The 22,369-nt window shown below is 68.7% G+C and carries 15 protein-coding genes; 5 read left to right on the top strand and 10 right to left on the bottom strand.

Annotated features, from left to right (window positions below):
• Nucleotides 1-975, top strand: a 975-nt coding sequence (locus DSY14_RS17805; RefSeq protein ID WP_249188063.1) for a dihydrolipoamide acetyltransferase family protein, incomplete at its 5' end; no start/stop codon positions are given.
• 407 nt (nucleotides 976-1,382) lie between these two features.
• On the opposite strand, the gene DSY14_RS17800 is transcribed toward DSY14_RS17805, so the two are convergent.
• From DSY14_RS17800 to eccCa, 9 genes are all read right to left on the bottom strand, one after another.
• The gene (locus DSY14_RS17800) at nucleotides 1,383-3,293 is read right to left on the bottom strand and encodes a serine hydrolase (RefSeq protein WP_211717709.1); all 1,911 of its coding nucleotides are present in this window, start codon (nucleotides 3,291-3,293) and stop codon (nucleotides 1,383-1,385) included.
• 243 nt (nucleotides 3,294-3,536) lie between these two features.
• Complete coding sequence (locus tag DSY14_RS17795; RefSeq protein ID WP_211717708.1) at nucleotides 3,537-4,469, bottom strand: AEC family transporter; 933 nt, start codon at nucleotides 4,467-4,469, stop codon at nucleotides 3,537-3,539.
• Between the two features lie 109 nt (nucleotides 4,470-4,578).
• Nucleotides 4,579-5,010: a GerW family sporulation protein gene (locus DSY14_RS17790; RefSeq protein WP_211717707.1), complete on the bottom strand. Its 432-nt coding sequence runs from the start codon at nucleotides 5,008-5,010 to the stop codon at nucleotides 4,579-4,581.
• Nucleotides 5,011-5,431: 421 nt separating this feature from the next.
• Nucleotides 5,432-6,550, bottom strand: a complete 1,119-nt coding sequence (locus DSY14_RS17785; protein WP_211717706.1) for a hypothetical protein — start codon at nucleotides 6,548-6,550, stop codon at nucleotides 5,432-5,434.
• Nucleotides 6,551-6,675: 125 nt separating this feature from the next.
• A complete protein-coding gene (locus DSY14_RS17780) occupies nucleotides 6,676-8,667 on the bottom strand; it encodes a serine/threonine-protein kinase (RefSeq protein WP_211717705.1) in 1,992 nt (663 codons plus the stop codon).
• A 42-nt stretch (nucleotides 8,668-8,709) separates the two neighbouring features.
• Nucleotides 8,710-9,069 (bottom strand): hypothetical protein, encoded by a 360-nt coding sequence (locus tag DSY14_RS17775; RefSeq protein ID WP_211717704.1) that lies wholly within the window; start codon nucleotides 9,067-9,069, stop codon nucleotides 8,710-8,712.
• 11 nt (nucleotides 9,070-9,080) lie between these two features.
• Entirely contained in the window at nucleotides 9,081-9,341 is a 261-nt protein-coding gene (locus DSY14_RS17770; RefSeq protein ID WP_211717703.1) for a WXG100 family type VII secretion target, read from the bottom strand.
• Between the two features lie 81 nt (nucleotides 9,342-9,422).
• Nucleotides 9,423-9,761, bottom strand: a complete 339-nt coding sequence (locus DSY14_RS17765; protein WP_211717702.1) for a hypothetical protein — start codon at nucleotides 9,759-9,761, stop codon at nucleotides 9,423-9,425.
• A 297-nt stretch (nucleotides 9,762-10,058) separates the two neighbouring features.
• Complete coding sequence (gene eccCa / locus DSY14_RS17760) at nucleotides 10,059-14,036, bottom strand: type VII secretion protein EccCa (protein ID WP_211717712.1); 3,978 nt, start codon at nucleotides 14,034-14,036, stop codon at nucleotides 10,059-10,061.
• 218 nt (nucleotides 14,037-14,254) lie between these two features.
• Here eccCa and eccD point away from each other — a divergent pair, with 218 nt between their 5' ends.
• The 4 genes from eccD (at nucleotide 14,255) to DSY14_RS17740 (ending at nucleotide 20,259) form a co-directional block, all read left to right on the top strand.
• A complete protein-coding gene (eccD, locus tag DSY14_RS17755) occupies nucleotides 14,255-15,595 on the top strand; it encodes a type VII secretion integral membrane protein EccD (protein ID WP_211717701.1) in 1,341 nt (446 codons plus the stop codon).
• Nucleotides 15,596-16,068: 473 nt separating this feature from the next.
• A complete protein-coding gene (locus tag DSY14_RS17750; RefSeq protein ID WP_307851262.1) occupies nucleotides 16,069-16,392 on the top strand; it encodes a hypothetical protein in 324 nt (107 codons plus the stop codon).
• A gap of 19 nt (nucleotides 16,393-16,411) precedes the next feature.
• Entirely contained in the window at nucleotides 16,412-18,880 is a 2,469-nt protein-coding gene (locus tag DSY14_RS17745) for a hypothetical protein (protein ID WP_211717700.1), read from the top strand.
• A gap of 2 nt (nucleotides 18,881-18,882) precedes the next feature.
• Nucleotides 18,883-20,259: a hypothetical protein gene (locus DSY14_RS17740; protein WP_307851261.1), complete on the top strand. Its 1,377-nt coding sequence runs from the start codon at nucleotides 18,883-18,885 to the stop codon at nucleotides 20,257-20,259.
• Between the two features lie 82 nt (nucleotides 20,260-20,341).
• Here DSY14_RS17740 and DSY14_RS17735 read toward each other — a convergent pair.
• Nucleotides 20,342-22,369 (bottom strand): hypothetical protein (locus tag DSY14_RS17735; RefSeq protein ID WP_211717699.1); only part of this gene is annotated, 2,028 nt, incomplete at its 5' end.

The following is a 22,369-nucleotide window of genomic DNA, read 5'->3' as shown; positions in this document are numbered from 1 at the left end:
GCGGCACCCGCCCCGGCCGCACCCACTCCGGCCGTGGTGGCCGTGCCCTCCGGCCCGGCGCCCGCCTCCGGTCCCTCGGGCCGCCCCCTGGCCAAGCCGCCGGTGCGCAAGCTCGCCAAGGACCTGGGGCTGGACCTGGCGACCGTGACACCCACGGGTGAGGGCGGCGTCGTCACCCGCGAGGACGTGCGCGCCGCCGCCGAGGCGCTTCAGGCACCGGCCACGGAGACCACGACGGCACCGGAGACCGCGGTCGTGGCGGACCGCGGTGAACGTGAGCGGCGGGTGCCCATCAAGGGCGTCCGCAAGTACACCGCCGCCGCCATGGTGAACAGCGCGTTCACCGCCCCGCACGTCACCGAGTTCCTCCAGGTGGACGTCACCCGGACCATGAAGGCCGTCGCCCGCCTGCGCGAGCGTCCGGACTTCGCCGACGTCAAGGTGTCGCCGCTGCTGCTGGTGGCCAAGGCCCTGCTCATGGCGATCCGCCGACACCCCGAGGTCAACTCCTCCTGGGACGAGGAGAACCAGGAGATCGTGGTGAAGAACTACGTGAACCTGGGGATCGCCGCCGCCACCGAACGCGGCCTGGTGGTGCCCAACATCAAGGACGCCGACGCCCAGACCCTTCCGGAACTGGCGGCGTCCCTGAAGCGGCTCACCGACACGGCGCGTTCGGGCAAGACCGGTCCCGCCGACCTGTCGGGCGGCACCATCACCATCACCAACGTCGGTGTGTTCGGGGTGGACGCCGGAACCCCGATCCTCAACCCGGGTGAGGCCGCCATCCTCGCCTTCGGGCAGATCCGGGACATGCCCTGGGTCCACAAGGGGAAGCTGAAGATCCGCAAGGTCACCACCCTGTCGCTCTCCTTCGACCACCGATTGGTCGACGGCGAGCTGGGCTCCAAGGTCCTGCGCGACATCGGCACCGCACTGGAGGACCCCGAGCTGACCGCGCTGGCCTGGGGGTAGAAGGACGGGAGGCCCTGGTCCCCGGGGCCTCCGCTTCCTTGCGGCCGTGGCCGGGAACCCTCGGGGCCCGCGCCGTGGCGGCGCGTTCCGTGCGCTCCCGCCCCGGCGGCTCCCCGGGGAGCCTGGTGGCACCCTCCGACGGCGCCTGAACCGCACGCCCCCGCGCTGCGGGGTGCCGCGTGGTCGCGGCGCCCCACCGCGGGTCGCGAACGTCGACCCCGGCAGACCGAAGGGGCCGGTGCACCGAGGTGCGCCGGCCCCTTCGCGTGGTGCGCCACGCCGACGTGGACGGGCCCGTCCCCCAAGGGGGTGGGGGCGGACCCTACGGGGGAGTGTTCCCGTTACGGGGGCATGACCAACCTTTGCCCGCGCATTTTGTGGGTTCCGCCGAGTCGTTCGGGCGGTGATCAGCCCAGCGGCCACACCAGGTGGTAGTGGAACGCCACCGCGACGACCACGGCCGCGGCCAGGGGGATCAGTGAGTAGTGGACCCGCCGGACCGGCCCCCACCAGCCCTCACGCCAGGCCCGGACCCCCATGACCAGGGTGACCGACAGCAGCGGCACGGCCAGGGCGAACGGCAGGGTGAGGGTGACGGAGTCGCTCAACAGCCACGCGCGCATCCGGCCCATGTCCATGAGGGCGTAGGCGACCAGGCCGGTGCCCACCAGGCAGGCGATCGAGGTCAGGGACCCGGAGACCGCCGCGACCACCTGGGCCGCTCCGACCGGCCGACGGAACCGCAGGACACCGGTGAGCAGCAGGGCCAAGGCGGCGGTCGCGGCGATCAGGTGGAGGGCGGGACCGGCGAGAGGGGCGGTCCGGTCGTAGGCGTTGGTGGGGTTGGCGTCCAGGTACAGGGCGTCGGCGCGGCCGTTCTCGACGTCGAAGAACAGGCGCTCACCGCTGTCCTCTCCGACGAAGACGTGGTCCCCGGCCGGGAGCAGGCGTTCGTCGGAGGCCATGAGGCCGCTCGTGCTCAGGGACCCGTCCCCGGCGTCGCGGACGGTGAGGTTGTCGAACAGGGTCAGCAGGCGCAGCTTGCCCTCGGCGGGCCGGCGGGTGGTGATGTAGGTGCCGGTGTAGGCGTCCAGGTCGGCACCGGGATCGGCCTCGGCCGACGGCCGCTCGACGGGGGCGAACGTGTCGGCGAAGGCGTTCAGCACGGTGAAGCGCAGATCGTGCAGGGGGCTGTCGGCGGCCTCGGGGTCGGTGTCGTCGCCGTTCACCGCGACGAACACCCCGGTGTCCGACTCGGGCAACAGCAGGTAGCCGGTGTGCAGTCCGTCCAGGTCACCGCCGTGGCCGATACCCGGCTGCGCTCCCGCGCGCCACTCGTACGTGCCGTAACCCAGGGAGGTGGCGTCGGGGTGGTGTTCGAACCGTCGGCCGAGCATCGACTCCACCGACGCGTCGTCGAGCACGCGCTCACCGTCCAACGCGCCGCCGTTCAGGAGCGCGAGCATGAACCGGCCCATGTCCCCGGTGGTGGTCACCGCGCCTCCGGCGGGCACCAGGGGCAGGTGGTCCTGGGCCAGGGGCGCACCGTCGACGCCGTGCGAGGTCGCCAGGACGTGGTGGTCCTCCAGTTCGTGCAGCTGACCGAACTCCGAGCGGTTCATGCCCAGGGGAGCGAACACGTTCCGTTCCACGTACTCCTCGAACGGCGCGCCGCTCACCTCCTGCACCACGAAACCGGCCAACCCGCTCCCGTAGTTGGAGTAGGCGGGGTACCGGCCGGGCGCGAAGATGCGCTCGGGGGTGACGTCCCGCAGGAACTCCTCCAGGTCACGACGGCCCTCCACGTCCGCGGGGTCCTCGAACTCGGTCCGCTCGTCGAAGCCCGCCGTGTGCGTGAGCAGGTGGTGGAGGGTGACCGGCTCCCCGGGGTGGGTGTCGGGGAGCCGCATCTCCTCGGGCAGGTAGGTGTTGACGTCCTCGTGCAGGTCCAGGTCACCCTGCTCGGCGAGCTGGAGGACGGCCACCGCGGTGAAGGACTTGGCCACCGAGGCGGTGGGAAAACCGTGCTCCCGCGCGTCCAGGGGCGTGCCCTCGGCCAGGTCGGCCACGCCGTGGGCCGCGGAGGTCAGCTCCTCGCCGTCCGCCACCACGGTGAGGGCCACGCCGGGCGCACCGTGTTCGTCCAGGAGTTCGGCGACGCGGGTGTCGACGAACTCCTGCACGGCCTCGGGGGAGGGCGGTGCCGCGGGGGTCTGCTCGGGGCTCGCCGCGTGGGCGGCCGGTGCCGCGATGAGCAGGGGCGCCAAGGCCAGGCCTGCGGCCAGACAGGCGGTGAACGTGCGGGGATGTGGTCGCATCGGGGCTCCGTGAAAGGGTCGTGTCGATCTGCCCTCAACGCTAGGAATCCGGACCCCGTCCGGTCACTGGCGCGCACGACCCTTCCGTGGTGCAGCCTGCTGTAGTCCTCGCCGGGGCGCGGACCCTCCCCGCAGGGCCGGAGGACGGAGAACCTCGTCGCCGTCGCCGCGCAGGGCACCGTCCGTCCCGGGTCCATCGGCGTGGGTCCGTCGGTGAGCGTCGCCGCTTCGCACGGACCGGGGTCACCCCAGCAGCAGGGTGACGACCAGCAGGACCGGGACGGTGAGGAAGGTGGTCAGCAGGACCACCTCGCGGGTCAGGGTCTCGCCGGTGCGGTAGTGGGTGGCGTAGTTGAACACGTTCTGCGCGGTGGGCAGTGCGGCCAGGACGACCACCGCGAACAGGGAGGCACCGTCCATGCCGAAGACCAGAGCGCCCAAGGCCCAGGCGGCCAAGGGCTGGCCCACCGACTTCAACGCCACCGCCAGCAGCACCGGGGCCTGGTCGGGACCGGTACGGCCGGGCAGGGCGCTGCCGTGCAGCGAGATCCCGAACGCCAGCAGCATCGAGGGGACCGCCATCCCGCCGACGAGGTCGAAGGGTTCCATCAACGGCGCGGGCGGCACCCAGCCGGAGGCGGACACGGCGACGCCCGCCAGCGAGGCGATCACCACGGGGTTGCGCACCGGGGTGCCCAGGGAGCGGCGCAGCACCGGCCAGAACCCGCGCACACGCCCGTTGTTCAGGTCCAGGACGGTCAGCGAGACCGGAGCCAGCACCAGGAGCTGGAACAGCAGGATGGGGGCGACCAGCGACGCGTCGCCGAGGACGTACGCGGAGATCGGGATGCCGAGGTTGCCCGCGTTGACGTAGGAGGAGCCCAGCACGCCCACGGTCGTGCGCCCCACACCCCACCGACGGAGCACCCCGATGGCGAGGAAGAGCAGGGCCACGACCACGACGCTGAGGACGCTCACCAGCACCGGCGGCGACAACAGGACGGACAGGTCCGTGCGGGCCAGGATCGTGAACAGCAGGGCGGGGCTCGCCACGTAGAACGCGAGCCGACTGAGAAGTTCCCGGGCTCCGGGTCCCAGAAGGGAAAGACGGCCGAGCATGTAGCCGATGGCGACCACGCTGGCGATGACTCCGAAACCGACCATGACCCCGGACAACGGGCGCCCCCCGAACAACCGTGCTGCTGAAAGCCCGGCAAACGCTATCCGAGGAAACCGCGATCGGCCACGGCGCACGTCACATCACGGGCCGTGGCCGGAGAATTTCTCAGACGTGCTGTTGCTCCGCCGCGGCCCGGGCCGCCTCGACGCGCCTGCGCCGGCGCGACTCGCGTACGGAGACGGTGACGATCCGCGCCGCGGCCAGCGCGGTGACCGCGGCCAGGGGCAGGACCAGCTTGGTGGCCGGCTGCCGGATGGCCCGGAAGGACACGGCGTCGGGTGTGACCACGAGGAAACCGGAGGGACGCGCGCGGACCAGCCCCACGCCCCCGCCGCCGTCCCCGCCCGACAGGGGGAACCGGCCGGTGCCTCCCCCGATGGTGTTGATCGAGGTGATCCGAGCCACCGGCACCACCGTGGTCGCACCGGAGGTGACCGGGTCACCGAACACGGTGGAGGCCCGCGCCAGGGAACGGGTGCTCTCGATCAGCGAGGTGAGGGCGGCTATGGAGCCGCGCCGTCGGTCCTGCGTCGCCATGTTCGGAGTCCTCTCCGGGATTCGGTCCTGGGATTTCACGTTATAGCCGTCCCTGGCCGGCTTCGCGCACGACGGAGCACCCGGTGTGTCCGAGGCCGGCCGACCCGGGACCGGGTCCGGACCGTGGACCGGTCGATGTGGGGTTGGCTCGTTGGGGAACCGAGGACGATCCCCCGCACCCGAACGTCGACCCGACCGAGAACGCGGAGTGGTGGATCGGGGCCGGGGGCGCGTCCTGGAACCCGCTCGATGCCCCGGTTCCCACCACGGTCCCCGGAGCGGTGGTGGTCGCGGAGGAGCGGACGGTGGATCGTGCCGCGTCGTCCGTGTGCGACGTGAACGGAAAGTCCGAGACCACAGGGGATCACGGCACGCCGCGACCACGTGCGGTACTGCCGGCACGTGCAGGACAGGCCCGGGGTCAGGAAGTGGGGCTCTGCGAGGGCTCCGCGCTCGGATCGGCGGGTGGTTCCTGGGACCACCGCACCAGCAGTGGCCATCCGTCCATGGAAGCGTCGTGGAAACGCGGGAAGAGCTCCTCTGCCTCGGCGACCTCACCGTCCGCCATGTCGACCCGGAACCATGCCGCTTCGGTCTGGAGCAGGACCGCGTCACGTTCCGCGGAGGGAGCGAACTGCACCACCGGGGCGTCCTCGTCCTCGGCCAACGGGGTGGTCGAGTATCCCTGGTCCTCCAGCGTCAGCAGGAGCACACCCTGGGGTGCGCCGTCGCCACCGCCGTCGGTGCGCAACAACGCGTGGTCCCCACCCCACACCGTCGCGTCGTCGAAGGTCTGCCACTGCCGGCCTCCGGTGGTCAGGGTGGCGTTGACGACGGTGCCGTTGGTCGCTCGCACCACGAGGTCGCCCTCCCCGCCGGCCACCTGTTGGGTCGGCACACTGTTGCGGATGTGCAGGGAACCGTCAGGGGTGATCGCCCAGTCACTGGGGCGCTGGCCCTCGCCCAGGGCCAGGCTGCCCTCCTGGTTGGGGGTCCCCTGCGGGGCCTCCAACGGCACCGACATGACCTGGGGCGGCTGCCCCTCCCCGTTCCCGGCGACGTACCACAGACGTTCCCCGTGGATCAGCGGCTCCGACAGGGTCTCACCCTGGCCCGCGGCGATCGTCTCGACCGGCTGGTAGGAGAACCCCTCGATCTCCTCGTCCTCCGCGTCCTCCGGTTCGGTGAGGACCGCCAGATGTACCGCGTTGGACTCCTTCGTGGTGAAGGCGAAGTACTGCCAGTCGTCGGAGAAGCGGCCGTGTACGGGCACCTCCGGTGCCATCGGATCCACGGCGCCGTCAGGCAGCTCGATCCGTTGCAGGGGGGCGCCCGTGTCCGCGTCGTGGAAGACGAGCACCTGCTCGGTCTCCGGATCTGCGCCCTCGAAGCCTCGGTGGATGAGCGCCAGCCCGACCAGCCCCTCCTCGGCGAGGTCCTCCACCGTCTCCGGGGCCGCTTCGGAGGATCCCGAGGAGGAGTCACAGGCCGTCGCGCCGAGCAGACAGACGGCCGTGGTCAGGGCGAGGATACGCCGCATCGGGTCGCCTTTCCGGGAAGAGGGGGTCGAAGAACCGGTACGGGACGTGTGATCACCGGCGGTACGAGATGGTTCTCCTGCGTCCTCACGTTATCCGCACGGGGGCTGGAGACGGCATCTCGGGCTCAGTCCCCGGCGTTCGGTGACGGCGAGGGTGAAGGAGCCGCATCCTCTTCGTCCTCTTCTTCTTCCTCCTCCTCTTCCTCCGCCTCGGCCTCCTCCTCCGCAAGGCGCTCGGCCTCGGCGGCGCGTTCGGCGGCCCGTGTGGTGCAGACCTCGTCCGAAGGCGCGGATCCACCGTCGACGGCGACCACGACGAAGCAGTACTCGGCCTGGGTGTCGTCCGTGGGGATCTGTGCGGTCATCGCCCCCGGCCCCGTCCGCGCGAGGGTCAGGAGGTCATGTCCCTGTCGACCGCCGACCACGAAGTAGGAACCCGTGCCGCCGGTGTGGTCCGTCCAGGTGACGGTGACGGCGCTGAGGGTGTCGTCCAGGCTCACCTGGGAAGCGGGGGTCACCTCGGGCAACGGTGAAGGTTGGGCCACCGGTTCCGCGGGAGCCTCCTCGACCGGTTCCACCTCGGTCTGCTCCTCAGCGGCCGCGGTCACCGGCTCGGGCGAGCCCGTCGCGGCGAACGCGCCGGCCACGACCGTGACCAGGAGGATGCCGCAGACCGTCACCGCGATGTGCAGGTGTTCACGCCAACGAGGCTGCGTGGGGTCGTCGGAGACCGAGGGGTTCCATTCCGACTCGGGGTTCTGGTTCGCGGTCACCTCGTCCACCGGAAGGTAGGCATCCTCGGCGTCGCCGGTCCATCCCTCCAGCCGCGACCAGAGCACCAAGGGAGAGATCTCCTGGCCGCGCAGTCGGGCCATCGCGATGTCCGCTGTGGTGTTCGGTGAGTCGAGGGGGACCGCCCCCTGCCTCTCTCGTTCCTCAGGGGTCGGGAGTTCACGCGCGGGGTGTCGGAGCCGACCGGTGCTCTCCAACCGGGACAGCGAGTCGCCCCCGGTGGTGTGCTGGACAGGGGAGACCTCCCCCGGTTCCGGGGGGAACCAGGAGTCCGCCCCCGAGACGGAGGGAGAGGGAGCGAGCTGTCGTCCTGGTTCCGTGGATGGTCTTTGTGCGCCGCTCAGGGAGGACTGGGGTCCGGAGGGTGGTGCGGGTGTGCGCGTGGGAGGGGTCTGCGGACCACTCAGAGGTGGCCGGGGCCCCGTGGGAGGCCGGGACGCCTGCCCGCCGGTGCCCGCATGCTCGGTCGGTGGGAAGTTGCCGCCGGTGGACCCGGCGACCGTGGTCGCCGGTCGCGAGGTGCGGGCCTGCTCGAACGCCGCGCTGAACTCGGCGGTGGTCGGGTAACGCTCTTCGGGCTGCTTGGCGAGGGCCCGTGTCAGGACGCCGCGGATCTTGCGCGAGACGTCCTGGCGGGAGACCGGTGGCGGAGTCTCGTTGAAAACCCGATCCGCGTAGGTGTGCGGGTCGAAGGGGCTACCGTCGGTCGAAGAGAAGGGAGCACGACCCACCAGCATCGTCCACACGGTGGAGGCGAGCCGGTAGACGTCGGACATGGGTCCGAGAGGTTGCCCGCGCAGTGCTTCGGGTGGAGCGTGCAGGAACGCCTCGGTGTTGGCGGGCGGGGAAGGCAAGGGTCGCCCCGCAGGCTGCACGGAACCGAAACCGCTCAGTACCGGGGTGCGCCCCGCGCGCAGGATGTTGCCCGGCGAGACATCGTTGTGCGTCAGGCCTCTGGCGTGGAGGGACCCCAGGGCGACGGAGATGCTCCTGGCGACCCCGGCGGCCTCCTCGATGGGCGCAGGGCCCATGCGGGCGAGCATGTCCGCGAAGGAACCATCACGGTAATAGGGCAGGACCACGAACATGTCGCCTGTGGTGGTGGCACCCGCGTCCAGCAGGGGCACGACCCCCGGGACTCCACTGAGCTCACGCAGTCGGTCGAGCTCGTTGCGTCCGGCCTGGGAGGAAAGCACCTTGAGTACGACGTCGGCACCGCTGGTCGTGCGCGTGGCGCGCACGATCCTGGCGCGATTCCCTTGGCGCAGCTGCTCGGCGACGTTATACCCGGGAGCCCAGGAGGGAGCGGGTGCGGAGTCGGACACGAGGGATCGACCCCCTGTTCGTGGTGGATGGTTGAGGACGGGTCAGTGGTGATCCGGCAGCAGGGGGGCGTCGAGAACCGGGATCGAGGCCGATTGGTCTCGGAACTGGCCGATCCCTCGTTGCTCGTTGACCTCCTGCTGCCGGTCGAAGGCTCCGATGAGGGCGATGACCCCACAGACCAGAGCGGTGAGGATGAGTCCCCCGATCACCGCGGGCCACACCCGCTGGCGACGACGCCAGTAGCGACTGGACCCGTACAGCAGGGCCGAGCGCAACTGCCGATGCCGCAGAGCGTCCGCCTGCAGGACGTACTTCTCCTCGTCCGGCGTGTAGTGGAACGCCTCGGGGAGTTGAGGATCAGGGTCGGCCGGGGGCGTTGAAGAGGGGGCTGCGGTGGACATCGTCAGTGAGTTTACCGGAGGAAGATGTTTTCGAGGTTCGAGTGCAGACCCTGCATCTTCTCGATGACCTCGTCGTTGGATCCGACGAGATTCAAGAATGCCGCCTGGACCTCTTCGTATTTGTTCTGGAAGTCATCGTTGGTGGACATGGCCGTTTCCCGGCCGGCGCCTTCCCAGGACTTGAAAGTGTTGTCGGCCGTGCTCATAAGCGCATCCATAATATTCTGGAAACGCCCGTGTGCGTCGGAGAGGTCCATGGAGGTGTTCTCCATGCTGCTGATCCTGCTGTAATGCTGGTCCGACATAGTCGTCTACTTTCTGTTTTCCGAACTGTCTCGTCTGACGGGGAGGGGTCAGCCGTTCACACCACGAGCGAGGGGGTCGATCTCCGCGCCGGCGGCGGCGTAGGTCTCCTCCGCCTCGCTGGTGATCCGGTTCAGTTCGGTCTGGGCGTCCGACAGGTTCATGCCGTTCGACTGGCACCAGGTGACCAGCCCGCCGAAGGCTTCGACCAGGCTGCTCCCGGCCGCGCTGAAGGGAGCCTCGGGGCCGCGGAGTCCGTCAGGGATCCCCTCGATGTCGCCGACGAGGTTCCTGATGTCCTGGGTCATGCCGTCGGCCTGGTCGAGGGTTCCCTGGCTGCCCTCGCCCATGGCGTTGACGTTCGAAAAATCGAGATGGTCGCTGCTCATGCTCTTTCATCCTTCAGGAGAAACGGAGATATCGACGTATGGGGCGGGGGCAGGGCGGTGCGGGTCGACGCCCTTTCTGTCGACCCTGGTGGACGATAGCCACTCAGGCCTGGAAGGGTCAACGAGCCCCATCCTTCCGATCGCGGTCCGGGGTGCCATCGGCGGTGTCGCTTTCCGGTTCCGGTCACCGAACGTCAGGGCTCGGGGCGTCGTGTGAGGACTGTGTCGCGTCCGACGGCGGACCGATGGTTCCTCACCGAAACCCGGTTCGGAAGTTTCCTTTCTGTCGGCTCGATGTCACGCCGGTGGATCGCTCCAACCGGCCTGGAGGAGTTCTGGTCGTCGCCCGCGCAGAGCGAGCTGAGCGCGCCCGGGTGGCAGTTCCTTCGAGGCGATGCCGTTGGAGATCCGGCCCTCCCTGCGGTCACCGGAGAATAGGACGCCGGGCGTGGCCATTTCGTTCAGCGCCTGCATCACCGGTTCGAACAGGGACCGGCCCGCGCCACCGGTGCGTCGGGCGACGACCAGGTGCAGGCCCAGGTCGGAACCCTGGGAGATGAACGGGGTCAACGCGGCCAACGGGTTGTTCCGAGTGCCCAACATGTCCATGTCGTCGACCACGATGTACAGGTCCAGCCCCTTCCACCAACTCCGTTCGCGCAATTGTCGCGGGGTGATATCGGGCCCGGGCAGTCGCTCCTTGAGGGACTTCGCCAGGCTCTTGGCCACCGCCGCGGTCTGCTCGACGTTGGTGCAGTAGGAGAGCAGGTGTTCCTGCGGGACCAATTCCAGGTGGCTGCGGCGGAAGTCGACCATCACCACCCCGATCTCCTCCGAGGAACGCTGGGTGATCTGCTTGACCATCCCTCGGAGGAAGGTGCTCTTTCCGCTCTTGGGATCGCCGAAGGCGACCAGGTGCGGATCCTTGGCCAGGTTGGTGAGTGTGGGACTCAGCGTGCTCTCGGCCAGCCCGAGGACCAGTTCGTTGCGGCGGCCGGTCATCTTGTGGCCCTTGAGCAGACGCTCCAGGTCCACCTTCTCCGGAAGGGTCTTGACGCCCTGGACCGCTTTCTGTGGCCAGCGGTCCTTGACCCGTTTGATGAGGTCCTGGATTCCGTCGGTGATGTCCTCGGTACGAGTGATGCCGTCCACACGGGGCAGCGCCACCTGGAACTGGCGTTCGTCGGCACGCAGACCTCGACCCGGTCGGTCCTTGGGCAGGGTATCGGCGACCCTACGGCCGAGGCCGGAGTCCATCGGGTCGCTCAACCGCAGCTCGAGTCGCCCGCCGAAGAGAGCCTGGAGCCGAGATCGGATCTGGGTGTTCGATGCTCCGGAGAGGATGCTGTGAATGCCGAGGGACGGACCGCGCGTGGCGATGTCCATCAGGAGCTCGTCGGCTTCCTCGAAGTCCTCGCGGACCGCGGCCCAACCGTCGATCAGGAGGAAGATGTCACCGATGGTGCTTCGGGGTACCTTGCCCTCGGCCCTGGCCTTGCGCAGCGCCGCCGGAGAGTCGAGCCGGTGCTTACGGAAGAGCTGTTGACGTCGGTCCAGTTGGGTTCTGACGTCGACCAGTACGCGCTGTACCCGCTCGGGATCGGTCCGGCCGGCCACACCGGCCACGTGGGGAAGCCCCTCCATCGCCTGGAGCGCACCACCGCCGTAGTCGATCGCGTACAGAGCCACGCGTCCGGGCGGATAGCGCCAGGCCATACCCGCGATCAGGGTACGGAACAGCGTCGACTTACCCGCCTGGGGGCCGCCCAGGAGGACGATGTTGCTCTCGCCTCCGGTGAAGTCCAGTTCGGTGGGCACCACCTTCTGTTCCCGCGGAATGTCGGTCAGACCGAGGATCGCGCGAACCTCGGAGGGGTCCGGTTCGACGCCTTCTGCTCCCGGGGTCATCCCCTCGCCCATACGTTCGAGCACGGTGTCGAAGGTGAGGATCTCGGGCAGTGGAGGCAACCAGACCGGACGGACGCGATCGGCCCCCGAGTCGACGATGCGGTCGATGGTGACCTGGAGGGTGGTTCGGGATTCCTCCTGCTCGTCGGCTCCGGACCCCTTGTTCCCCGCACGCAACGACTCCGTCAGCGACGCCAAGAGTGAGGTTCCCGTACCCATCGCCCGGTCCAGGCCGTTGTAGGACAGCAGAGGCAGGATCGGCACCTCCTTCTCGCTCTCCTCCTCCTCCGGATTCGGAGGAACGTAGGGCTGCGAGACCATGGCGGCCTTGAAACGCTCGAACACCGAGGTGTCCACCTTGAGGTAGCCCGATCCGGGCTCCGGGGGCAGGTGGTACGCGTCGCCCACCCCGATCGCCTCGCGACTCTCCGCCTCGGAGAAGGTGCGAAGCCCCACACGGTAGGAAAGGTGGGACTCCAGGCCCTTGATCTTTCCGGGTTCCAGCCGCTGGGTCGCCAGCAGCAGGTGCACCCCGATCGAGCGTCCGATACGACCGATGGCCACGAACAGTTCGGCGAAGTCCGGGTGGGCCGTGAGCAGCTCAGAGAACTCGTCGATGATGATCAACAGGTGAGGCATCGGCTTCAGCGCCGGATCGTTCTCCCGGGCCGCCTCGTACGCGTGGAGGTTGGGCAGGTTGCCGGCGTCCTTGAGCGCCTGTTGTCGACGCGTCAGCTCTCCGAAGGTGGCTTCACGAAACCTCAGGACCAGCGAATCATCGTCGGCCAGGTTGGTGATGAGCCCCGCGCTGTGCGGGAGACGGTCGGTGTCGGCGAAGGTCGCACCGCCCTTGAAGTCCACGAGAAGCAGTGCGAGATGTTCCGGGTCGTGGTTGATCACCAGCGACGCCACCATCGTCCTGAGCATCTCGGACTTGCCCGAGCCGGTGGCGCCCACGACGAGTCCGTGCGGTCCCATACCGCCGAAGGCGGATTCCTTCAGGTCCAGTAGTACGACGTTGCCCTGGGGCCCCACACCGATGGGCACCCTGAGGTAGTCACCCGTGCTTCGCGGCCGCCATGTCGTGCGAGTGTCCAGGTAGGCCACGTCCGGCACCCCGAGGATCTCCGGCAGACCGACGGTCGAGTGCATCGCGTCGTCGCTGTCGGCGGCCATGATGCCGAACGGTGCGAGAATCCTGGCCAGCGTGGTCAGACCGCCGACGCTGGAGCGGTCGGCGACGCCCTCCAACGGGCTGCGCTCGCCTTCCTTCGGCTCCCCGGAGAGCTCGGTCTCCTCGGTCAGAGCACCGTCCGCGTCGATCCTCAGCCTCAGGTCGACCCCTTCCGGCTCCTCTCGGCGTTCACTCACCAGGGCGATCACGTGGATCCCCAGGTCCGCCAGGGAGGTGACGGGAGGTTCGGCCTGGAGACCGGAGAGCGTCGACTGATGTTCGCCGTCCACCACGATGACCAGACGCCTCGTGCCCGGCCCTGGGGCCGTCTGACGTCGTCGTTGCAGGTCGACGGTGCGGGATTCGATCTCCTCGGCCAACAGTTCGGCCATCTGCATCGTGTTGCCACTGACGAAGCGGGCCGCGAACGGTCCGTCCTTGGCCTCATCGAAGGTGTTGTGCGGAAGCCACTTCAACCACTCCCATTGCGCCCGGAGTCTGTTGTCGCGGACCACCCCCACGCGTAGGTCGTGCGGGGCGTGGAAGGTCGCCATCTGCGCTACGAGTGATCGGGCGAGCCCACGCCCGGCCTCTCGATCCCCCACGATCGAGATGACGCCATGGTCCCTCAAGGGGAGGACGAGCGGCATCTCCGGCACTTGCGCGTACAGGTCGATCAGTTGTTCGGCGGCGCCCTGACAGACGGGGTCGTAGACCACCAGGGGGTTCGACGTGTCGACCTTGAGTTGTAGGCGGCGGGCCAGAGGACGCATACCGGTGCCCGCACGCAGTTCGAGGAAGTCCGGGTCGCTCGCTCTCCGCTCCCACCTGCGTGTCCGTGAGCGGGCGGGATCAACGAGATGCTCCGGTGCGGGATGACGGAACGCGTTGTCGGCCCGTTGGGTCGAGACGACCTCTCGAATGATCTCCCTCAGCTGATCGAGGTAGTCGAGGTAGCGTTCCCGCTGCTCACGGATGCGCTTGCGCGGCCCGTTGTACTGCGAGACGAACATGATGATGCCCACGATGACGCTCGCGATCATGATCATGACGCCGGCGACCGCCATGAGCGGTCGGTGGCCCATGGTGATCGACATCAGGAGCGAACCCGACCCGGTGATGATGGGCATGATGATCATCGCCCCGGAGCTCCCCGCGGGTGCGTTCTCCGGTATCTGCGGCGGCGTCGCCATGACCAGGGGCTTGTCGCCTGGGGGTGTGGGAGCGGTGCGCGTGGGCCGCGGGACCGATCTGGTCGCCACAGTTTTCTCTCTTCCGTCCACCGATGGGGGCAATGGTCTCTGGCCGGCTACGCTCAGGATAATGTCGCGTTCATCGTGAACGGTCCCATTCGTCGTCGGCCCCGTGCGAGTGCGGCCTCCCCCGATCAGAGAACAAAGGAATCCTTGGTGTGAGCGGATACTGCCGAGTCACGGTCACCGGCCCTCGAAAATGGGCCGACCTGGCCCTGCCGGGAACGGTTCCCGTCGCGACACTGATGCCCCGCATCATCGATGTCTGTGTCGCGGAGGAGGACGGTACGGATCCGGGCTCCTGGACACTCAGCACGATCGATGGTGCCCCCCTCCACGCCGATGAGCCCCTCGAGGGTGCCGGGGTCTACGACGGCGACGTCCTGACACTGAGTCGGCGTAGCACGCCCGAGCGCCGCCAGAACGTGGACGACGTGCGTGGTGCGGTGGAGGACGAGGTCGACGAGAAGGCGTGGATCTGGAACTTCACGACCACGCTCTCCTTCGGTGTGATCGTCTCGGCCGTGGCACCCCTGCTCATGCTCGTTCTGATGATGTGGCTGCGCCCGTTCGCCGGCCACTTGGCGGTCGCCGCGCTCGGAACGATGTACTCCCTGGCCGTGATGGTGTACGCCGCCCGGAGGCCACTGCCCGCCGTGTCCCACGTGTTGTTCTCGGCGGCCTGCGTCTGGGGCGCCGTGACCGCGTTGTCGGCCGGGCGGTTGATCACAGGGGCGGACCCTCTCGTCATGGGCGCCTTCGCCCTGTCGGGGGCGCTTCTGGTCGCGATCGTCGGCTGGGCCCTGCACAGAACGGGCCTGGCCTATATCGCCGGCCTCGGCGTCCTGTCCCTGGCCACGGGTGTTCTGGTCACGGTCGGGCTCTTCGTCGAACCGGTCCAGGGGGTTCGTTCCATGGCTCTGGCACTGGTCCTGTGCGTGGGTGTGCTGCCCAGGAGCGCGATGGTGATGGGCGGGTTGTCCGGCCTGGACTACGAGGTCGGCCGCTCGGGTCAGGTCTCCACCGATCGCTTCGAGGACACCTTCGACAACAGTGACCGGCTGCTGCTGGGAATCATCACGGGTGCGGGGGTGAGCTCGGGTGCGGTCATGCTGCTGCTGGCCTACTACGCGGACGGGCTGCCGGACCTGCTGCTCTGTGCGCTGATGTCGGCCCTGCTGTTGATGCGTTCGCGGCTCTTCGACCGGATCCGGCACGTGCTGCCCCTGAGGATCGCCGGGGTCCTGGGTGTGGGTGCGGCCGGTGTGGCCACAATCGGTCAGTATCCGATTCTCACTCCCTGGCTTCCACCGGCCGTGCTCCTGGTGGGCATGGTGGTGGGGATCCTCAGCTGCATCCGCCTGGCCGACGTGCCGAGGGCCTCTTTGCGTCGGTTGCTCAACTGGGCGGAGATCGCCGTCGTCATCGCGATGCTGCCGATCTTCGCCTGGGGTATGGGACTCTTCCAATTCGTCGGAGAGCGCACCGGTGCCTTCTGAGGCCGTTCCCAGGCGCATATTTCCCGACCATGCATCGATCGGTCATTCGTTGCGGGGTCGGCGTTCATCGATATGATCGAACCATTGACGATGTGTTCGGGATTCGAATCCGAGAATTTTTCGCATTTATTCTTGTTCCGTGTTCGACGCCCGTCATGGTGATGATGTGAACGCCGGAGGCCCCGCCCGGGCCATCCCGCCCCCGGGCGGCCCTGGGCGTCCCGCACCGATGCCTCCGTCGTTCCGGGCTCCGGCTCCTCGGATCCCACCCGTACGGCCGACCGCGGTCGGGTGGCGTCGTGTGCGGATCTCCGTCGAACCTTTCGCGTGTTGCGAGGGTCGCATGTACGAGGTGGGAGACACGGCTCTCCCCACGGGTCGACCGGTGTTCGGGGGCACGCGTGTGCGTACGTACGACCGCTCCACGGAGTGTCCGTGGCCGCCGGTCGAAAGTGAGAGTGAGGTGTTGTCTCGTGGACGAGCTCGAAGCCAATCCTTGGCAGGGACATGAGAAGGGTGTCGTCGCGGAGTCCATGGCCCAGGCCATGGTCGGGCTCGACGATGACTTCGAGCAGTTGATCGACAGGATCATGGCCGCGGCGGGTGACGCCTCCAGTGGTTATTCGGCGTTCCGTTCCGAGGTCAAGCCCGAGCTGGAGATCATCAAGAACAACGGGTTGAACCTGGCGGACGACATCCAGAGCGGAGCCAAGGAGATCGCTTTGGCCGACTACGAGGCCGAGGACGTCTACCGAGGGGCCTGGCCCGACATCCCCGAAGTCAACTTCGGCAACTGAGAGCAGACGAGGAGAGTCCATGCCAGGCGAACGTGGTGGAGACGCCGCTCTTCCGGGGTTGGTCGCGTACAAGGGCTACAGGCCCGAGTTCAAGGCGCTCATCGAGGGGAGCCCGTCCCTTCTCAACACATTTGCCGAAGACCTCACGACCATGGAGGCGCGAATCCTCGGCAGGTCCCATGACCTGGAGGGGGCGCATGACGCCGCCGCCATGGAGTTCTCCGACGTCATCATGTGGAGCATCGGCACCATGGCCACCGACGACCAGGTCCAGTGGCAACAGGCCGCGGCGTCGGTCAACTTCTGTGCGGCGCTCACAGAGGAGTTGGCGACGACCCTCCAGACCTACCGGGACGAACGTTCACGTCTCATCGAGAGATGGAACGAAGAGGCCCCCGTGGTCGGTGAGGACATCGGGTCCACGTCTGTCATCGATTTCCCCAACCTTCCTCTGTGGACGTCGAAGTCGGAGAAGGCGACCGCGAATCTGCAGGCCCTGATCGACGAGCTCGAGGGTGACGAGCGGACCGCCCATACGACGGCCACCGAGGGGATCGAGCAGATCAGCGAGGACCTCCGTGGTGGCGCCCCCACACCCGAGGCCATCGAACGGTTGAAGAACGGGGGCTACGTCAACTGGTCCTACTTCAATCTCGGGGGCTCCCTGGGCGACATACCCGAGGACATCGAGCCGGAGGAGATGGCGAACGAGGTTCTCGAGTACCTCAACGGCGACAAGGAACCGGATGCCCGTTTCGATGAGCTGATGACGATCCTCTCGAGCGTCGGATGGCGGGCGCAGGAGGCCCGCGAGGTCGACGGTTCCGAGATGGACCCCAGGGACATGCAGTTCCTCAAGGACTTCTACGACAAGCTCGAGGAGACCGTCGAGGTCGCCCATGTGGCGCGGCTCGCCCCCGATCTCTTGGGCGAGGAGGACTCCGCCGCTTTGCTGGGGGCTCTCGGCACGGGAATCATGGTCCTCAGCGACCAGCGCCTCACCCACGGCGACTCTTCGGTCCCCGGAGGGTACTACGACCTGCCTCCGAGCGTCCGTCGTGTGGTCGAGGGCGACCCGGACTTCGGTATGCAGGACCACGACTGGAAGGCACTCGGTAACCTCTTCGGCCACGTTCCGGAGGGGATCGAGGGTGGGCGCGGGCTCTCCCTGACCCTGGGGCTGACGATCGGCAACGAACTCAACGACCCCTACGCACTCCACTCTCCCGAGAACCTCGAGAGCATGGAGGCCGCCCTGGAGGTCGCGACGAGGAACAACGACGCGAACGCGGACATGATCTCCGGCCCCGGAGACTGGTACGAGCACCCCCGGCTCGGTGCCGACATCCATGGGGACGATGAGCGGCACGAGGTGTTGGAGGCCATCTTCACCCAGGAGTGGCCCGATGATGGAGCGGCCGCGAGCGGTTACACGGACTGGATCCTGGAAGCGCGGGAGGCCGCGGGTGAGGACACGCAGCAGGTCGACGAGGTCGCCAAGGACCTGATCTCTTTCCTGACCGACGAGGAACGCTACGACAGGATGACCGACCTCACCGGTGGCATGTACAGCGACCACTTCGGTCAGGACGGACTGTCCTTCACCCAGGTGAACAACGAGATGGCCAACGGTCTCGTCAACGTCTTCGGTGCCTACGTCGAGGAGTTCAGCCTCAACAACGAACAGGACGGAGTGCGATTCAGCGACTCGACCGGCAGGATGCTCATCGGTGAGGATGAGCGGTTGCGCTTCCTGGAGTACGTCGCCGGTGGCCCCGACGCCGCGAGCACGATGGTCGCCATCTCGGAGATGCACGCGCAGGGGCTCGTCCCGGAGATGCTGGAGAACGGGTTCTCACCGGGTGAGGCGGGTGAGAACACCAGCCGACTCGACAAGTTGATCAACGACGCGTTGCTCAACGAGGCCCAGAGCCGTATGGAATCGAACGACGCGGCCCTGGAAGAGGCTTACGAGAGGAAGGTCGCCGGTCGGGAGCTCTTCATCGATCTGGTGTTCAAGCCGGCGGATCTGATCTCCACGAGCAACCCGGTGACCGACCTCGTGATCAGCGAAATGCTCTCCGGTGCGAAGACGGCGATCACCGACGCCTCCACCGGGGCCGTGGAGTTGGAGCTCGGTCCGGTGCCCGGTCTCAATGCTCAGAGCGATTTCTCCATCGCGGCGAACGAGATTTCCATGGGCGGCACCATCATCGACTACTACATCCAGAACGACATTCTCGATCCCGATGAGCTCGATTCCTATGAGCACCTGGGCTACGGCAACGACGGGTTCGTGGTCCAGAACTACGACGACGACGTCAGGAGAACCGTCCAGGACGAGATCAACGACCTCCTGGCCAAGGTGGACGGGGGGCGGGGACTGGAGCTCCTCGACGCGTACGGTGACGCCTACCACACGACCAGGACCGACGACCAGAGCGAGACCGAGGTCGACACCAGCGATCGGCCCGAGGGGGGAGAGTGAGCGTGCCCCTGTCCCGTGCGTGGTGGCTTCGGGCCGGCGCCGCCACGGCCGTGGTGGTGGCGGTCGGCGCGTGTACGGCGTGGGGCGAGGATCCCCGGGTGCTGCACTCCACCCTGGAGGCGGAGTGGTCCGGCGGCGAGGTCCCAGGGACCATCTCGGATCAGGCATGGGAGTGGTCGGACGAAGAGGCCGAGGGTGACTCCTCGTTGTCCCCGCTCCCCGACGGTGTGCTGGTGCGCCTGCCCGATGGTGTCGTCGCCTTGGACGGGGTCTCCGGCGAGGAACGGTGGAGTCTCCGCGTGGAGGAGACCCGCGTGTGGTCGGACGTGTCGGCCTCCGGGCAGAGGGTGCACGTGCTCTTCCCGGACGAGCCGCGGTCCGAGGCCGATGGTGACGAGACCGTGGAGGACTCCGAGGAGGAGACCGGTTTTCCGGGTCGGCGTCTGGTACTCGACGGGACGACCGGAGAGGTCATCGGCGAGCACGAGGAGGATCTCCCGGGGGACGTCGAGGAGCTCGGTGTCTTCGACGTGGAGTCGGCGACCGACGCGGGCCTGTTCGGACTGGGCACCGAACCGCAGCTGAGCGCGTCGATGCGCTCCGACGCGGACGGTTCGGAGCTCTGGGGCACGGGAGATCTGTTCGCCTGCGGTGACTCCAAGGTGGCGCGGGCGGACCGGCCGGTGGTGTTCCCCGAGGCGGTGGTCGTGCGAGCCGAGTGCGGGTCCGGCCAGGCGCAGATGACCGCCCTGGACCCCGATGACGGCTCCACGCTGTGGTCGATGACGGGTGATGAGAACGAGGCCTTGGTGGCCGACGGCGGCGTGCGCCGCGCCGGCACGCTGCTGGCCGTCCACGACGGGACTTCGGAGTCGGAGCCCCAAGGGGGATCACGGTACGCGGAGACCCTGGTCGTCGATCCGGTCTCCGGTGAGGTCGTGGGTGAGGGGACCGAGGTGGGCGACGGGCGCTTTCTGGCCGCGACCTCGGACGACGGTTACCTGGTCTCGACACGGTCCGAGACCGAGCGGGTCTTCGGGTACGAGCTCCGTGATCTCGACGGAGGCGTCGTGGCGGCCACGGGAGAGGAGGCCGTGCGGACGCCGGCCGTGCTGCGGTTCCTCCTCCCGTTGGAGGAGGCGCTGGTCAAGCTCGAACCCGCGGGCCGCGGCGCCGAGGGTGGCGACAGCGTGCTGACCGTGGCTCCTTGGGGCGCGGAGGAGGCCCACACGGTAGCGCTGCCCAGACCCGTGGCGGATGCCGGTGCGTGGTCCGACTCCGCCGTGCGGGAAGGGTTTCTCGCGGTCCCCGGCGCGGTCGTGTTGATCGAGCGGCCCAGGGAGGATCGTGACGGGGTCACGATCCTGGGGTTCCGATGACCTCACGGCGGCGGTCCCGAACCCCATAGGCCCCGGGTCCCGAACACGTCGGAGAGGCCGTGTGAGGGGTCACCACCGACCATCACCCGAGGGTGGAGGTGACCTCCAGGGTCTCCGGGTCGATCAGGGCGACGCTCCCCTCATGGTCGACCGCGGCGATCACCTCGGGATGGTGGGCGACCGAGCGCGCCGTGAGCGTCGCGTCGTCGGCGAGCAGGTTCTCGCCGGTAGCGAAGTCCCACAGCTGTCCGTAGGACTCGTGCTCGGGCTCGCTGTCCGGATCGTCCGGGTCGGCGTCCTGGACGCGCTCGCTCCAGGACAGGTGCAGGAGGCCGCGATCGGGGTCGAAGGCCATCTCGGTGAGGGAGTACCGTTCCCGGTCCTCGTTGTCGGCGGAGAACTCCTCCAGCGATAGGGAGGCGAGGGACGTCTCCTCGTCCAGGTCGAACCAGTGCACCTGGTCGTTGCGGACGAAGACGATCTGGTTCTTTCCCGGGACGGTCGCGAGTCGCGGCGCGGTGACGTTCCGGAGGGTGTCGACCTGCGCACCCGACTCCACGTCCCAGAGGGAGATCGTTCCCGCCGAGGCACCGGCGAGTCGGCGGTCGTCGAGGAAGGCCAGGGCGTAGACGCTGCCGGCGTCGAGGGTGGTCTCGACCTCGCCGGTCGTCATGTCGATGATCGACACGGAGTCCAGGTCGGAGCCCTGTTCGGTCCGGTTCGAGACGGCCAACCTCGACCCGTCGGTGTTGAACGCGAGGTCCCACAGGGAGAGGTGTTCCCGGGACCCGTCCGGGCCGGGTTCGGGTTGGACGCCGGAGTGGTCCCGTGCCTCGCCCGAGGGCAGGTCGTACGTCGAGGCCAACTGATAGTCGAACTCCTGCCCGGTGTCGTTGCGCGTCGCCCCCTGGGCGACCATGCAGCCCACGGGGGCGAACTCCAGGGGACCGCCACCGATCGATCCCTCCATGGGGCGGGCGATCTCCTCACCCTCACGCCAGTCCCACAGGGTGAGCCCGTGCTCGCGGTCGCTGACGGCCAGGGCGTGGCCGTCGGGGGAGAAGGCCACCCGCAGGGCGTCCAGTGCTCCCGGAGGGCCGGACGGTTCGGGGAACGCGTGGCCGTCCGCGCAGCCCGCGTCGGTGATCAGTCCGTCCGGGCCCGCGGCCGTCTCGTCCGTGCCGGAGAGGCGTTGCACGCCCCACACCGCCCCCGCCGCGACGATCAGGGTGACGGTCAGCGCCGCCGCGGTCAGGCCGAGGAGGGCGCCGCGTCGACGCCGCGCGGGGGAGGCCTCCGTGAGGGCGTCGCGCATGTGGGCGGCGGTGTGCGCGACGGCCTCGGCCGTCTCCGCGGGCCAGGGGGCGGCGGAACCGTGCCCACCGAACATGTCCACGAGGTCGGCGGCGCTCGGGCGCAGGTCGGGGTCCTCGCGCAGACAGGCGTCGACCACCGGGCGGAGCTGGAAGGGGAGCGTGTCCCCGCCTTCGGGGCCCTGGGTGCCGCTCGCGGCGAAGCGGAGCAGGGCCGCCCACGAGTACACGTCGCCGGACGTGGTGCCGGGCCCCTCGGGGGGATCGAACGGTCCGGGAGCCGCGTGCCACGCCAGGCCCGGATCCGCGAGGAGGGCACCCGCCTCGGTGATGAGCACGTGTTCGGGGGTGAGCGCGCCGTGGGGGTGACCGGCCTCGTGCAGGGCCGCCAACCCCTGTGCGGTACCCAGGGCGAGGGTGGGCAGGGCGGTGATGGGCAGGGGTCCGTGTGCGCGGACGAGCCCGATCAGGCTGGGACCCAGGGGCCGCTCCGTGGCCGCCCACGGGACCGGGGATCCCAGGTCGGAGTCGACGACCGGGGCCACGTTCGGGGAACCTCCGACCCTGAGGGCGGCCTCCACCCGCCGGGTGAAGGTCTCTCGGCCGTGCGGGTCGGTGGCGTATCCCGACCGCAGGACGCTCACACGGGCGGGCGGCCGTCCGGCGGCCGACCCCAGATAGACGATGGAGGGGGCGTTCTCGTCCAGTCGGGCCAGGAGCCGGTAGGCGCCCGCGGTGGGCGGATCATGGGGATGGAGGGGGAACATGCTGCCTCGTCGTGGTCGGCGGTGACGGTC

Origin of the sequence: Nocardiopsis sp. MG754419 (assembly GCF_018207095.1) — a bacterium.
Lineage (GTDB): Bacteria > Actinomycetota > Actinomycetes > Streptosporangiales > Streptosporangiaceae > Nocardiopsis.
Note: the sequence above shows the minus strand (reverse complement) of the source record. Positions and strands in the feature narration are given on the sequence as shown.

Coding starts and splice junctions, on each gene's coding strand:
- DSY14_RS17800 (WP_211717709.1), bottom strand. CDS start 3,293: ATGCGACCACATCCCCGCACGTTCACCGCCTGTCTGGCCGCAGGCCTG.
- DSY14_RS17790 (WP_211717707.1), bottom strand. CDS start 5,010: ATGGCGACGCAGGACCGACGGCGCGGCTCCATAGCCGCCCTCACCTCG.
- DSY14_RS17785 (WP_211717706.1), bottom strand. CDS start 6,550: ATGCGGCGTATCCTCGCCCTGACCACGGCCGTCTGTCTGCTCGGCGCG.
- DSY14_RS17775 (WP_211717704.1), bottom strand. CDS start 9,069: ATGTCCACCGCAGCCCCCTCTTCAACGCCCCCGGCCGACCCTGATCCT.
- DSY14_RS17770 (WP_211717703.1), bottom strand. CDS start 9,341: ATGGAGAACACCTCCATGGACCTCTCCGACGCACACGGGCGTTTCCAG.
- DSY14_RS17765 (WP_211717702.1), bottom strand. CDS start 9,761: ATGAGCAGCGACCATCTCGATTTTTCGAACGTCAACGCCATGGGCGAG.
- eccCa (WP_211717712.1), bottom strand. CDS start 14,036: ATGGCGACGCCGCCGCAGATACCGGAGAACGCACCCGCGGGGAGCTCC.
- DSY14_RS17745 (WP_211717700.1), top strand. CDS start 16,412: ATGCCAGGCGAACGTGGTGGAGACGCCGCTCTTCCGGGGTTGGTCGCG.